Here is a 13,998-nt window from a genome sequence, read left to right as displayed (position 1 = left end):
GGGCGGGCGCGCATCGGGACGCGAAGGCCGGTCGCGGTCTCTTCGGTCGCGCCCGGCTTGTCATCGCGGCCCACCGTCCCGGTCGAGATCTCGGGAGCGCAATCGGGTCTGCCCAAATAATGCGCAGGCGCGAAATTGATTACGGATTGACAGAGCGATCCCGGCTGGTAGTCTCCGTCAGACATACCGGCGTGAAGCGCCGGCGGCATTCAGGCCCCGCATGGCATCGGCGCAATTTCGCGCCGATGCCATGCGGGGCTTTCGTTTGAGAGAGGTCCCGCTTGAAGCGACGCGTCGAACTCGGTCTGCTGTTTTCCTGCTCCGGCAACTACCAGCTGCTTTCGGCCGCCTCGAAGGCCGGTGCCGAGGCCGGGATCGCCGCCGTCAACGCCGACGATCGCCGCACCGTCGCTTTCCAACCCGTCGCCCGCGATCCGGAGGGCAAGACCGATCGCTACGCGCCGCTCTGCGCGGAGATCTTCCGCGACTCCTCGGCACGGCACGTCGTCGGCTGCACCACCTCCTTGAGCCGCAAGGAGGTGATCCCGGTGCTGGAGAAATTCGGCGGCATGCTCTGGTATCCCTGCCCCTACGAGGGGTTCGAGGCGAACGAGCAGGTCGTCTACATGCATGCCTGCCCGAACCAGCACCTCGTGCCGCTGCTCGCCCACGTCATCCCCCGCTTCGGCCGCAACGGCTTCCTCCTCGGCTCGAACTACATCTGGGGCTGGGAGACCAACCGCGTCGCCCGGGACGTCATCGGCGACGCGGGCGGCGAAGTGCTCGGCGAGCGCTACCTGCCGCTCGGCGACACGGATGTGAGCCGGCTGATCGCCGAGATCCGGGCAAGCCGGCCGAACTTCATCCTCAACAACCTCATCGGCCCCTCCTCCTACGCCTTCTTCGAGGCCTATGGCCGGCTCGGCGAGGAGGATGGGCACTTCACGCCGGAGCGCTGCCCGATCCTGTCCTGCAACCTGACCGAAATCGAGCTGCCGGCGATCGGCCCGGCGGCCGAAGGCCATCTTTCGGTCGGCCCGTGGTTCGCGCCGGAACCGGGCGCCGCGAGCAAGGAGCGGGCGATAGGACCGGGCCGGGGCAGTGCGCCGGAGAACGCCGCCTCCTCCTTCTACGTCGCGGCCCACAGCGCGGTGATCGTCCTCGCCGATCTTCTCGATGCGGCGGGCGCGGCGGCGGAGGCCCCGCGGCCGGCCTTTTCGGGCCGGCACTTCGCGACGCCCTATGGCCGCATCGCCATCGACCCGGCGAACCAGCATGCCAGCCTGCCGGTGAAGATCGCCCGCGCGCGGGGCGGCCGCTTCGAGGTGGTCGAAGAGAGCCCCGCTGTCGTTTCGCCGGACCCCTATCTGTCGCGCTACGACCCCGCCCGCGTCTTCGGCCGGCCCAGTCTGAGAGCCGTCTCGTGACCCGGCGCGCCCGCATTCCCAATCTCGGCGGTGCGACCGCCTACGTGCTGCACCGGCCCCACCCCGCGACGGCGCCGCTGATGCGCCAGCTTACCGCCATCGGGCTCGTTGCCGTCGAGGTCTGGCCGGAGCTGCCGGCCGAAGCGCTCGGCGCGGATTTCTGCTTCTTCGACGCCGATCTCGGCTTCGACGATCAATTCCCCTGGAAGCCCGGCGAGGCGCCGATGCCGCTGATCGCCATGATCGGTTCGGAAGCGCCGGGCCGAATCGAATGGGCGCTCGCCGCCGGCGCCGACAGCCATCTGGTCAAGCCGGTCGGCAATTCCGGCATCTATGCCGCCCTCCTCATCGCCCGCCGCGGCTTCGAGGCGCGGCGGGCCCTTGCGGCGGAGGTCGAGACGCTTCGAAGCCGCGTCTCCGAACGCCAGACCATCGTCAAGGCCGTCGTCGCGCTGTCGGCCGGCGGCGTCGGCGAGGAGCGGGCCTACGGCCAGCTTCGGGCGCTGGCCATGACCTGGCAGGTGACGATCGAGGAGGCAGCCCGCCGCATCGTCGAACTCGAACGGGGAGAGCGCCGTGAGCAGCCCGTCGCAAAGTGACGCGGCCCTCGCCACCGGGCCGGCCGCCTCCCCGGCAGCCCGGCCGGCACGGCGCGGCGTCTTCGCGAGGCTGATCCGCCGGCCGCTGGCGGTTCTCGGCATCGCCATCATCCTCGCCACCGTCGGCGGGGCGATCTTCGCGCCTTATCTGACGGCTTTCACGCCGGACGACCAGATGTTCGACGGCCTGACGCTGGAGGGCGCACCGATGCCGCCGGGCGAAAAATTCCTGCTCGGCACCGACCTCCTCGGCCGCGACCTTCTCACCCGCATCCTCTACGGCGCCCGCACCTCGCTGATCATCGGCGTCGTCGCCAACGGCATCGCGCTCGTCATCGGCACGCTGATCGGCGTGACGGCAGGCTTCTACCGCGGCTGGATCGGCACCATCCTGATGCGTTTTACCGATCTGATGATGGCCTTTCCGGCGCTGCTTCTGGCCATCTGCCTCGCCGCGATCCTCTCACCCAGCCTGTGGATCGTCGCCATGGTGATCGCGCTGGTCAACTGGGTGCAGACGGCGCGCGTGGTCTATACCGAGACCTCGTCGCTGTCGCGCCGCGAGTTCATCGAGGCCGAGCGCTCGATGGGCGCCGGCACGCCGCGCATCCTCTTCCGCCACATCCTGCCGCATCTTCTGCCGACAATCATCGTCTGGGGCACCCTCGGCATCTCGACGACGGTGCTTTTGGAAGCGACGCTCTCCTATCTCGGCGTCGGCGTTCAGCCGCCGACGCCCTCCTGGGGCAACATCATCTTCGAGAACCAGACCTACTTCCAGGCCGCCCCCTGGCTGGTGTTCTTTCCCGGAGCGGCGATCCTCGCGCTTGCCCTCGCCTTCAACCTCGTCGGCGACGCGCTGCGCGACATTCTCGACCCGACCCAGACGGGGAGGATGTGAATGCTCGCCTATGTCGCCCGCCGGCTCGTCCAGTCCGTCCTGATCCTCCTCGGCGTCTCGCTGATCACCTTCGCCCTTCTCTACGTCCTGCCGGCCGATCCCGTCCGGCAGATCGCCGGGCGCTCGGCGACGCCGCAGACGGTGGAGAACATCCGCCGCCAGCTCGGCCTCGACCAGCCCTTCGTCGTCCAGTACGGCCGCTACCTGCTCGGCCTCGCACAGGGCGATTTCGGCCGCTCCTATCTGCAGCGGACCGAGGTCAGCGAGCTGATCACGGCAAGGCTGCCGGCGAGCCTGCTGCTCATGGCCGGGGCGATCGTCTGCGAACTGATCCTCGGCCTCACCATGGGGCTCGTCGCGGCGCTGAAGCGCGGCACGGCGACCGACCAGGCGCTGATGGTCTCATCCTTCGTCGGCGTCTCGGCGCCGCAATTCGTCGTCGGGCTCCTGCTTCTCTACGTCTTCGCCGTCCGGCTTTCGTGGTTTCCGATCGGCGGCTACGGCACCTTCTCGCACCTCGTCCTGCCGTCCCTCACGCTCGGCATCCTCGGGGCGGGCTGGTACTCGCGGATGATGCGCTCCTCGATGGTCGACGTGCTGCGCCAGGACTACATCCGCACCGCCCGCGCCAAGGGCCTGAGGCGGCTGACCATCATCCTGCGCCACGCGCTGCCCAACGCCATCCTGCCGGTGATCGCGATGATCGGCATCGACATCGGCATCTTCATGTCGGGGATCGTGGTGGTCGAAAGCGTCTTCGGCTGGCCGGGCATCGGCCAGCTCGCCTGGCAGGCGATCCAGCGCGTCGACATCCCGATCATCATGGGCGTCACCCTCGTCTCGGCCTGCGCCATCGTCCTCGGCAATCTCCTCGCCGATCTCGTCACTCCCTTCATCGACCCCCGCATCAAACTCCAATGACCCCGGAAAGGACCGCCGCATGAAAGCCTTCCTGTCGTCCACCGCCCTCGCGCTCGGCCTCGCCGTCGGCCTCTCCGCCCCCGCTTTTGCCCAGGACGGCGGCGGGGCCGGCGCCAAGACCGCCGAGTACCAGCCCGACCCGAGCGCCAAGGAAGGCGGTTCCATCGTCGTCACCTACAAGGACGACGTCTCCACCCTCGATCCGGCGATCGGCTACGACTGGCAGAACTGGTCGATGATCAAGAGCCTGTTCGATGCGATGATGGACTACGTTCCGGGCACGACCGAGCTTCGCCCGGCTCTGGCGGAAAGCTACGAGATCTCCGAGGACGGCACGGTCTTCACCTTCCATCTGAAGACGGGCGTCAAGTTCCACAACGGCCGGGAGATGACGGCCAAGGACGTCAAATACTCCCTCGACCGGGTCACCGACCCGAAGACCCAGTCGCCGGGCGCCGGCTTCTTCGGCTCGATCAAGGGCTATGAGGAGGTTGCCGCCGGCACGGCCGACGGCCTCTCCGGCGTCGAAGTCGTCGACCCGCAGACCGTGAAGATCACCCTGTCGCGGCCGGATGCAACCTTCCTGCACGTGATGGCGCTGAACTTCGCCTCCGTCGTGCCGCAGGAGGCGGTCGAGGAATACGGCGCTGATTTCGGCCACCACCCGGTCGGCACCGGCGCCTTCAAGCTGGCCGACTGGACGATCGGCCAGAAGCTGGTGTTCGAAAAGAACGCGGACTACTGGCGCGACGGCGTTCCCTATCTCGACCAGATCACCTTCGAGATCGGCCAGGAGCCGATCGTCGCCCTCTTGCGCCTGCAGAAGGGCGAGGTCGACATTCCCGGCGACGGCATCCCGCCGGCGAAGTTCCAGGAGGTGATGGCCGATCCCGAGCAGAAGGCCCGCGTCGTCGAGGGCGGCCAGTTGCAGACCGGCTACATCACCATGAACGTCACCATGCCGCCCTTCGACAAGAAGGAAGTGCGCGAGGCGGTCAACATGGCGATCGACAAGGACCGCATCGTCCAGATGATCAACAATCGGGCGATCCCGGCCAACCAGCCGCTGCCGCCCTCGATGCCGGGCTACGACGAGAGCTTCAAGGGCTATCCCCACGACCCGGAGAGGGCCAAGGCGATGCTGGCCGAGGCCGGCTTCCCGGACGGGTTCGAGACGGAACTCTACGTCATGAACACCGATCCGAACCCGCGCATCGCCCAGGCGATCCAGCAGGATCTTTCGCAGATCGGCATCAAGGCGGACATCCAGTCGCTCGCCCAGGCCAACGTCATCGCCGCCGGCGGCGCCAAGGACCAGGCGCCGATGATCTGGTCGGGCGGCATGGCCTGGATCGCCGACTTCCCCGATCCGTCGAACTTCTACGGGCCGATCCTCGGCTGCGCGGGTGCGGTGCCCGGCGGCTGGAACTGGTCCTGGTACTGCAACGAGGATCTCGACAAGGAGGCCGCCGAGGCGGACTCGATCGTCGATCCGGCGAAGAAGGACGAGCGCGACGCGATGTGGAGCGACATCTACGGCAAGGTGATGGCCGACGCGCCGTGGGTGCCGGTGTTCAACGAACAGCGCTTCACCATGAAGTCGCCGCGCATGGGTGGCGCCGACGATCTCTATGTCGATCCGGTCCACATCCCGATCAACTACGACTACGTCTACGTGAAATAATGTGCACCAACTGCGACTATACGATCCATCGCCACCAGCATCATTTCGGCTGGGACAACGCGTTCGAGCCGGCGGCACGCGTCGCCCCCGGCTCGACCATCGAGTTCGAGTGCCTCGATTCCTCCGGCGGGCAGTTCTCGCCGGAGAGTACCGTCGAGGACGTGAAGACCGTCGACTTCGGCAAGATCAACCCTGTCACCGGGCCGATCTTCGTCGAAGGGGCGGAGCCGGGCGATGCCCTGAAGATCACCATCGAGAGCTTCAAGCCCTCGGGCTTCGGCTGGACGGCGAACATCCCCGGCTTCGGGCTCCTTGCCGACGACTTCAAGGAGCCGGCGCTCACCATCTGGAAATATGACCCCGACACGCTCGAGCCGGCCCTGTTCGGCAAGAACGGGCGCGTGCCGCTGAAGCCCTTCGCCGGGACGATCGGCTGCGCCCCGGCGGAGCCCGGCCACCATTCGGTCGTCCCGCCCCGCCGGGTCGGCGGCAATCTCGACATCCGCGATCTTTCGGCGGGAACGGTGCTCTACCTGCCGGTCGAAGTCGCGGGCGCCCTCTTCTCGGTCGGCGACACCCATGCGGCGCAGGGCGACGGCGAGGTCTGCGGCACGGCGATCGAGAGCCCGATGAACACGGTCATGACCCTCGACCTCGTCAAGGACGCAAGGCTGAAGATGCCGCGCTTCACGACGCCAGGCCCGGTGACCCGCCATCTCGACGCCAAGGGCTACGAGGTGACCACCGGCGTCGGCCCGGACCTGATGGAGGGCGCGAAAGCGGCGGTCTCCCAGATGGTCGACCTTCTCGCCGGGCGCTACCAGATGGATCCGGTCGACGCCTACATGCTGGTCTCGACCTGCGGCGACCTCAGGATTTCCGAGATCGTCGACATGCCTAATTGGGTCGTGTCGTTCTACTTCCCGCGTTGCGTCTTCGAATGACTGGAACGCGTAATCCGATCGTGCGCCGGCGCGAGGTACCCCCCTCTGGGCTGCCGCCCATCTCCCCCGCAAGGGCGGAGATCAGGCGCGTCGATGACAGTGCCGATTCTGCAGCGTGGAGGGCAGGCGCTACAGCCTGCAGCCAGCCGATCTCCCCCCTTGCGGGGGAGATGCCCGCCCTTCGACGATGGCTCAGGAAGGCAGAGGGGGGTCGCGGCGCCGGCTTTGGAACACGGCTCGACGTCGTCAGTGAAGGCCTCCCGTCTCTCCGCGCCGCCGTCGCGGTGTCAAAGACGGACGCAGGATGTCCGACGATCCGATGAGCCTCATTCCGACCATGACGAGCGAACGCCGGCATCCTCCGGCCGTCCGCAGCGACGTGGTTCTCGCCGTCGAGGGCCTGACCGTCGTCGTCGCCGGCGAGGACGGCCCTCGCCCGGTCGTCTCGAACCTCTCCTTCGCGCTGAAGCGCGGCGAGACGTTGTCGATCGCGGGGGAATCCGGCTCCGGCAAGTCGATGACCTCGCTGGCGATCATGGGGCTCCTGCCGAAGCCGGGCGCCAGGGTCGCCGGCGGCTCGGTGCGGCTCGGCGAGAGCGAACTGACCGCGATGTCGGAAGGCGAGATGCGCCGGGTGCGCGGCAACCGCATCGCGATGATCTTCCAGGAGCCGATGACCTCGCTCAATCCGGTGCTCTCCATCGGTCGCCAGCTCGGCGAGGCGATCATGGCGCATGAGAGCATCGGCCGGGCCGAGGCGAAGCGTCGGGCCCTCGACGCGCTGCAGGCCGTGCGCATCCCGGATGCCGAAGGCCGGTTGAAGCAATATCCGCACGAACTCTCCGGCGGCATGCGCCAGAGGGTGATGATCGCCATGGCGATCGCGCTTCGCCCCGACGTCCTGATCGCCGACGAGCCGACCACGGCCCTCGACGGGACCGTCCAGGGCGAGGTGCTGGAACTCCTGCGCGACCTCCAGAAGGAACTCGGCACGGCGCTGATCCTGATCACCCACGACATGGGCGTCGTCGCCGAGATGGCGGACCGCGTCATCGTCATGCGGCACGGGCGCATGGTCGAAAAAGGGCCGGTCGGCGACATCTTCTCCGCCCCCAAGAACGCCTATACGCGGGAGCTTCTGGCCGCCGTGCCGCGCATCGGCGGCGGCGACGGTCGCGTCGGGACCAGGGCGCCGATGAGCCGCGGCCGTGCCGTTCCCGTCGTCGAAGTCGACGGCCTCGACGTGACGTTCGACGTCAAGGGCGGCTTTCTCTCGAAGGTCGAGGCGCATGTCCACGCCGTCGCCGGCGTGTCCTTCCAGATCATGCCGGGCGAAACCCTGTCGCTCGTCGGCGAGAGCGGCTGCGGCAAGTCGACGACGGCCAAGGCTCTGGCCGGCCTCGTGCCCTATCGCGGCGACATCCTCGTCGGCGGGAGCAACATGGCCGGGCACACCGGCGCCGAGACCAAGGCGCTGCGCCGCGACGTGCAGATGATCTTCCAGGATCCCTTCGCTTCGCTCGATCCGCGCATGCGGGTCGGCGATCTCGTCGCCGAGCCGATGGTCATCCATGCCATCGCCGGGCGCGAGGAACGCCGCCAGCGCGTCGCCGGCCTGTTCGAGCGGGTGGGCCTTTCGCCCGACCAGATGGACCGCTATCCGCACGAATTTTCCGGCGGCCAGCGCCAGCGCATCTGCATCGCCCGGGCGCTGGCGCTCCGGCCGAAACTGATCATCGCCGACGAGAGCGTCTCGGCCCTCGACGTCTCGGTCCAGGCGCGGGTGCTGCGGCTCCTGCGCGAACTCCAGTCCGAGTTCGGCATCGCCTATCTGTTCATCTCCCACGACATGGCGGTGGTGGAAAACGTCTCCGACCGGGTGGCGGTGATGTATCTCGGCCAGATCGTCGAAGCCGGCACCCGCGACCAGATCTTCGCCGATCCGAGGCACCCCTATACAAGGCGTCTGATCGCCGCCGTGCCGCAGCCCGACCCGGCACGCCGGCGCCCGGCCTTCGAGCGATCCGTCAGCGAGATCCCCAGCCCGGTGCGCCGGGTGGGCGATCCGCCGCGCCGGGTGCGGCTCGTCGACGTCGGCGCCGGCCATCTGGTGGCGGCACCGACGTAGCCGTGAACCCGCAACGGCGGCGGCGCTCCCTCGGGTGAGAAACCGCCGCCGCGTTTCTCCTCAGCCGTAGCTCGACACCGCCGAACCGGCGAGCGCCGCCGTGTTCAGCAGCCCGCGCACGGTGACGCCCGGCGTGACGATATGGGCGCGATTGCCCATGCCCATCAGGATCGGGCCGACCTCGAGACCGCCGGCGATCGATTTCAGGATGTTGCGCACCGCGCCGGCGGCGTCGGAATTGGCGTAGACGAGGACGTTCGCCCGGCCCTCCAGCCGCCCGCCAGGAAACAGCCGGTCGCGCAGCTCGTCGTCGAGCGCCGTGTCGGTGGTCATCTCGCCCTCATAGGCGAAGTCGAGGCGTTTCTCGTCGAGGATCTTCAGCGCGCCGCGCATCACCCGGCCGGATTCGTTGTCGAGATTTCCGAACTGCGAGCTCGAACACAGGGCGATCTTCGGCTCGACGCCGAAGCGGCGCACGTGGCGCGCCGCGGCGATCACCGTTTCGGCGACCTGGGCGGCGTCCGGCGTGATGTGGACGTGGGTGTCGGCGATGAACAGCGGCCCCCTATCGAGGATGATCAGCGACAGCGCGGCGACCGGGTGCAACTCCTCCGTCGCGAGGATCTGGGTGAGATGGCCGAGATGCCAGCGATACTCGCCGAAGGTGCCGCAGATCATGCTGTCGGCCTCGCCGCGATGGACCATGACGGCGGCGATCGCCGTCGTGTTGGTGCGCATCACCGCGCGGGCGAGATCGGGCGAGACGCCGCGCCGGCGCATCTGCTCGTAATACGTCCCCCAATAGTCGCGATAGCGCGGATCGTCCTCCGGATTGACGATCTCGAAATCCTCGCCGGCGCGGATCTTCAGGCCCTCGCGCTCCAGCCGGGCGTTGACGACGTCCGGCCGGCCGATGAGGATCGGCCGGTCCTGGGTCTCCTCGACCATCGCCTGGGCGGTGCGCAGCACCCTGTCGTCCTCGCCCTCGGCGAAGACGATCCGCCGGCTCGACGCGCGCGCGGCGTCGAACACCCGGCGCATCACCGAATAGGAGCGATAGACCTGGGCGTTCAGCCGGGCGCTGTAGGCTTCGAGGTCGACCGGCCGCGTCGCGACGCCCGATTCCATCGCCGCCTTGGCGACGGCATGGGCGATGGTCGGCAGAAGTCGCGGATCGAAGGGCTTCGGGATCAGATAGTCCGGCCCGAAGGTCAGGCGCTCGCCGCGATAGGCATGGCCGACCTCGGCCGACGCCGTCTCGCGGGCGAGCCCGGCGATCGCCTCGACGCAGGCGAGCTTCATCTGGTCGTTGATCTCCGTCGCGCCGACGTCGAGCGCGCCGCGGAAGATGAAGGGGAAGCAGAGGACGTTGTTGACCTGGTTCGCATAGTCCGACCGGCCCGTCGCGATCAGCGCGCCCGGCGAGGCCTCGCGCGCCTCCTCGGGCATGATCTCCGGCGTCGGATTGGCCAGCGCGAAGATGATCGGGTTGTCCGCCATCCGCCCGACCATCTCCTTGGTGAGGAGCCCCGGGCCGGAGACGCCGAGGAACAGGTCGGCCCCTTCCATGGCGTCGAGGGTGGTGCGCATCTCCGTTTCGCGGGCGAACTCGGCCTTTTCCGGCGACAGGTCGTTGCGCAGCGTATGCACGACGCCCTTGGAATCGAGCATGGTGATGTTTTCGCGCTTCGCCCCCATCACCAGGAACATCTTCAGGCAGGCGATGCCGGCCGCGCCCGCCCCGAGGGCGACGATCCTGATGTCGGCGATGTCCTTCCTGGCGACCTTCAGCGCGTTCACCGCCGCAGCCGAAGCGACGATGGCGGTGCCGTGCTGGTCGTCGTGGAAGACCGGGATCGACATCTTCTCCCGGCACAGCCGCTCGACGACGAAGCAGTCGGGCGCCTTGATGTCCTCCAGATTGACCGCGCCGAAGGTCGGCTCGAGGCTGGCGACGATCTCGGCGAGTTTTTCGGGGTCGGTCTCGTTCACCTCGATGTCGAAGCAGTCGACGCCGGCGAACTTCTTGAACAGGACCGCCTTGCCCTCCATCACCGGCTTCGACGCCTGGGCGCCGATGTTGCCGAGGCCGAGCACGGCCGTGCCGTTGGAGACGACCGCGACGAGATTGCCCTTGGCGGTGTAGCGGGCGGCGTCGGCGAGGTTCTTCTGGATTTCCAGGCACGCCTCGGCGACGCCCGGCGAATAGGCGTTGGAGAGGTCGCGGCCCGTCGTCATCGGCTTGGTGGCGCGGATCTCCAGTTTTCCGGGCCTTGGAAACTCGTGATAGTCGAGCGCCTCCTGGCGTTTCGACAAGGGCTTGGCGTCATCGTTCGACATGCGGCGTCTCTCTTCCCTGATTGTCTCGCTGGCCGATCATGCGTGCCATTTCCAGCATTCTGCACGAAAAGCCCCATTCGTTGTCATACCAACCGAACACTCTCAGAAGGCCGCCGGCAAGCGATGTTTCGGGCCCGGCGACGACGATCGACTCCGGCCGGGCCCTCAGATCGGCGGAGACCAGCGGCCTGTCGGTCCAGCCGAAGACCGGCGAGGTCCCGGCCCTCTCCCGCAACAAGGCGTTGACGGCCTCGACGGTCGCCGGCAGCCGAGTCGAGACTGTCAGGTCGATGGCCGAGACGCTGGCGGTTGGCACGCGGATCGCCCGCGCCTCGACGCGGCCCGCGAGTTCGGGCAGCACCGCGCCGATCAATCGGCCGGCGCTGGTCGTCGTCGGCACCATGGAGAGCGCCGCCGCCCGGCTCCGGGCCGGATCGCCGCGCGGCTTGTCGACCGTCGGCTGGCTGCCGGTGTAGCAGTGGACGGTGGTCATCTGGCCAGAGACGACGCCGAAAGCTTCGTCCAGCAGCTTCAGCAGCGGGGCCAGCGCGTTGGTCGTGCAGGAGGCATTGGAGACGACGCGCTCCGCCCCGAGTCGTTTCTCGTTGGCGCCGATCACCACGGTGGCGTCGGCGACCTTCGAAGGCCCGGAGATCAGGACGGCGCCCGCCCCTGCCCGAAGGCCGCGCTCGATCGTCGCGCGGTCGTCGTTGTGGCCGGTGCATTCGAGGACGACGTCGACGCCCGAAAGGTCGAGCGCCGAGATGTCGCGCACGGAATGAAACGGGATGTCCCGGCCGTCGACGATCAATACGCCCGGCCGCGTCTCGACGCGTCCGGCAAACGGCCCGAAGACCGAATCGTATTCGAACAGATAGGCGCAGGATTCCAGCGGCTCGATGTCGTTGATCAGGACGAGCCGCAGGTCGTCGTTGCCGGCCTTCGCCAGAATCCTCAGAATGGTCCGGCCGATCCGGCCGAAGCCGTTGAGCGCCAGGGTGGTGGGTCGTGAGGACATGGTCGCGTTCGTGGAAAGGTGGCCGCAGGATCCGGTCCGATGGGTCGGGCAACGACCTAGACCGTTTCACCGCCCGATGGGAAGCCTCGCAAACGTCTCCGCGACAGGTTCGGCGATCCCCCGGAGCCGATCGACGGGGCCCCCGGCCGTCGCTTTCGAGGTGAGCCGCAGCGCCGTTCGGCGTCGCGGCAGCGACGGTTCTCGCGCTCTCGAACCTGCCGCCTCCGTGCCTTCCCGGAGAGCCGATCGGCCGGGACGTCGCGGATCTCTTCGTCCAAGTCATTGCATGCAAAGACTTTTTGCACCGCGGTGATGGATTTTGCGGCACGGCAAAACTTTTGTCATCGATGTCGCTTTTGAAGCGTTCCACTTCGCTTTTGAGTTAGTCAAGAAACCGTCACTCTGCGATTTGTCGGCCAAGGTCAGCGGGGTTCGAGACATGCGCCGTTTTTCACTGAAAAGCCTCCTTCAGGAAGCCGCCTCCGGCCATCAGGGCTGGGAGCGCCAGTGGCGCGCGCCGGAGCCGAAGAAGGAATACGACGTCGTCATCGTCGGCGGCGGCGGCCACGGGCTGGCGACCGCCTACTATCTCGCGACCGTCCACGGCGTGACCAACGTCGCGGTGCTCGAACGGGGCTGGATCGGCGGCGGCAACACCGGCCGCAACACGACGATCGTCCGCTCGAACTACCTCTTCGACGAATCGGCCGGGCTCTACGAACATGCGATGAAGCTCTGGGAGGGCCTGTCCCAGGAGCTGAACTACAACGTGATGTTCTCCCAGCGCGGCGTGCTCATGCTGGCGCACAACCATCACGACGTCATCTCCTTCAAGCGCCACGTCTACGCCAACCGGCTGAACGGCATCGACAACGAGTGGCTCTCGCCGGAAGAATGCAAGGCCTACTGCCCGCCGCTGACGATCTCGCCGGACATCCGCTATCCGGTCCTCGGCGGCGCCTTGCAGCGCCGCGGCGGCACGGCGCGCCACGACGCCGTCGCCTGGGGCTACGCTCGAGGCGCCGACGCCCGCGGCGTCGACATCATCCAGAACTGCGAGGTCCTCGGCCTGAAGCGCCATCCCGACGGCTCTGTCGCCGGGGTCGAGACGAGCCGCGGCACGATCGGGGCGAAGCGCGTCGGCGTCGTCGCCGCGGGCCACACCGGCGTCGTCATGGGCCGCTTCGGCCTGAGGATGCCGGTCGAGAGCGTGCCGCTCCAGGCGCTGGTTTCGGAGCCGGTCAAGCCGGTCTTCCCCTGCGTCGTCATGTCGAACGCCGTCCACGCCTACATCTCCCAGTCCGACAAGGGCGAGCTGGTCATCGGCGCGGGCACCGACCAGTACGTCTCCTACTCGCAGCAGGGCGGCATCCAGATCATCAACCACACGCTGGATGCGATCTGCGAGCTCTTCCCGCAGTTCGGGCGCATGCGCATGCTGCGGTCCTGGGGCGGCATCGTCGACGTCACGCCTGACCGCTCGCCGATCCTCGGCAAGACGCCGATCCCGGGCCTCTTCGTCAATTGCGGCTGGGGCACCGGCGGCTTCAAGGCGACGCCCGGCTCCGGCCACGTCTTCGCCCACACGCTGGCGACCGGCGAACCGCACCGGATCAACGCGCCCTTCAGCCTCGACCGGTTCCGCACCGGCCGTCTGATCGACGAAGCCGCCGCCGCGGCCGTGGCACACTAACCATTTTCGTCTCCCCGGAGTGACGCTGATGCTCCTGATCGACTGTCCCTATTGCGGCAAGCGCCCCGAGGTGGAGTTCCACTGCGGCGGCGAAGCGCATATCGCCCGGCCCGAGACGCCGACCGCCGTGGAGGACGCCGACTGGGGCTCGTTCCTCTACTACCGGACCAATCCCAAGGGTCTCCACGCCGAGCGCTGGCTGCACGGCCACGGCTGCGGGCGCTGGTTCAACGCGCTGCGCGATACGGTGAGCGACGCCTTCGTCGCCACCTACGAGATGGGCAAGCCACGGCCGGACCGTGACGCCACCGCCGCCTCAACTTCCTCGAACGCCTGAACGGGG

Annotated in this window: 11 protein-coding genes; 9 read left to right on the top strand and 2 right to left on the bottom strand. The window is 67.9% G+C overall.

What is annotated here, in order from left to right; translation table 11 throughout:
• Window positions 1-281 precede the first annotated feature (281 nt).
• From LZD57_RS01395 to LZD57_RS01365, 7 genes are all read left to right on the top strand, one after another.
• Window positions 282-1,427, top strand: a complete 1,146-nt coding sequence (locus tag LZD57_RS01395) for a transporter substrate-binding protein (protein WP_233717320.1) — start codon at window positions 282-284, stop codon at window positions 1,425-1,427.
• Window positions 1,424-2,026: an ANTAR domain-containing response regulator gene (locus LZD57_RS01390; protein WP_233717319.1), complete on the top strand. Its 603-nt coding sequence runs from the start codon at window positions 1,424-1,426 to the stop codon at window positions 2,024-2,026. Before LZD57_RS01395 ends, LZD57_RS01390 begins: the two co-directional genes overlap by 4 nt.
• Window positions 2,027-2,096: 70 nt before the next feature.
• Window positions 2,097-2,927, top strand: coding sequence for an ABC transporter permease (locus tag LZD57_RS01385; protein WP_233717445.1), 831 nt, complete (start codon window positions 2,097-2,099; stop codon window positions 2,925-2,927).
• Complete coding sequence (locus tag LZD57_RS01380) at window positions 2,928-3,848, top strand: ABC transporter permease (protein WP_233717318.1); 921 nt, start codon at window positions 2,928-2,930, stop codon at window positions 3,846-3,848. It begins immediately after the preceding gene.
• 19 nt (window positions 3,849-3,867) lie between these two features.
• Complete coding sequence (locus LZD57_RS01375) at window positions 3,868-5,532, top strand: ABC transporter substrate-binding protein (RefSeq protein WP_233717317.1); 1,665 nt, start codon at window positions 3,868-3,870, stop codon at window positions 5,530-5,532.
• Window positions 5,532-6,476 (top strand): acetamidase/formamidase family protein, encoded by a 945-nt coding sequence (locus LZD57_RS01370; protein ID WP_233717316.1) that lies wholly within the window; start codon window positions 5,532-5,534, stop codon window positions 6,474-6,476. The genes LZD57_RS01375 and LZD57_RS01370 overlap by 1 nt, the downstream gene beginning before the upstream one ends.
• 337 nt (window positions 6,477-6,813) lie before the next feature.
• Window positions 6,814-8,604 carry an ABC transporter ATP-binding protein gene (locus tag LZD57_RS01365; RefSeq protein ID WP_233717444.1) on the top strand — a complete coding sequence of 597 codons (1,791 nt, stop codon included), beginning with the start codon at window positions 6,814-6,816 and terminating at the stop codon, window positions 8,602-8,604.
• A 60-nt stretch (window positions 8,605-8,664) separates the two neighbouring features.
• Here the strand turns inward: LZD57_RS01365 and LZD57_RS01360 are convergent, their stop codons facing one another.
• Together LZD57_RS01360 and LZD57_RS01355 are read right to left on the bottom strand one after the other, a co-directional pair.
• Entirely contained in the window at window positions 8,665-10,944 is a 2,280-nt protein-coding gene (locus tag LZD57_RS01360) for an NADP-dependent malic enzyme (protein ID WP_233717315.1), read from the bottom strand.
• On the bottom strand, window positions 10,931-11,962 hold the full coding sequence (locus LZD57_RS01355; protein WP_233717314.1) for a type I glyceraldehyde-3-phosphate dehydrogenase: 1,032 nt from the start codon (window positions 11,960-11,962) through the stop codon (window positions 10,931-10,933). The genes LZD57_RS01360 and LZD57_RS01355 overlap by 14 nt, the downstream gene beginning before the upstream one ends.
• 439 nt (window positions 11,963-12,401) lie before the next feature.
• On the opposite strand from LZD57_RS01355, the gene LZD57_RS01350 reads away from it, so the two are divergent.
• Window positions 12,402-13,655, top strand: coding sequence for a sarcosine oxidase subunit beta family protein (locus LZD57_RS01350; protein ID WP_233717313.1), 1,254 nt, complete (start codon window positions 12,402-12,404; stop codon window positions 13,653-13,655).
• 28 nt (window positions 13,656-13,683) lie between these two features.
• A complete protein-coding gene (locus LZD57_RS01345) occupies window positions 13,684-13,992 on the top strand; it encodes a sarcosine oxidase subunit delta (protein WP_233717312.1) in 309 nt (102 codons plus the stop codon).
• The last annotated feature ends 6 nt before the right edge of the window (window positions 13,993-13,998 follow it).

The organism is Jiella avicenniae, from assembly GCF_021390325.1.
GTDB lineage: Bacteria > Pseudomonadota > Alphaproteobacteria > Rhizobiales > Rhizobiaceae > Jiella > Jiella avicenniae.
The sequence above is the reverse complement of the archived record's forward strand: the minus strand, read 5'-3'. Positions and strand labels throughout refer to the sequence as shown.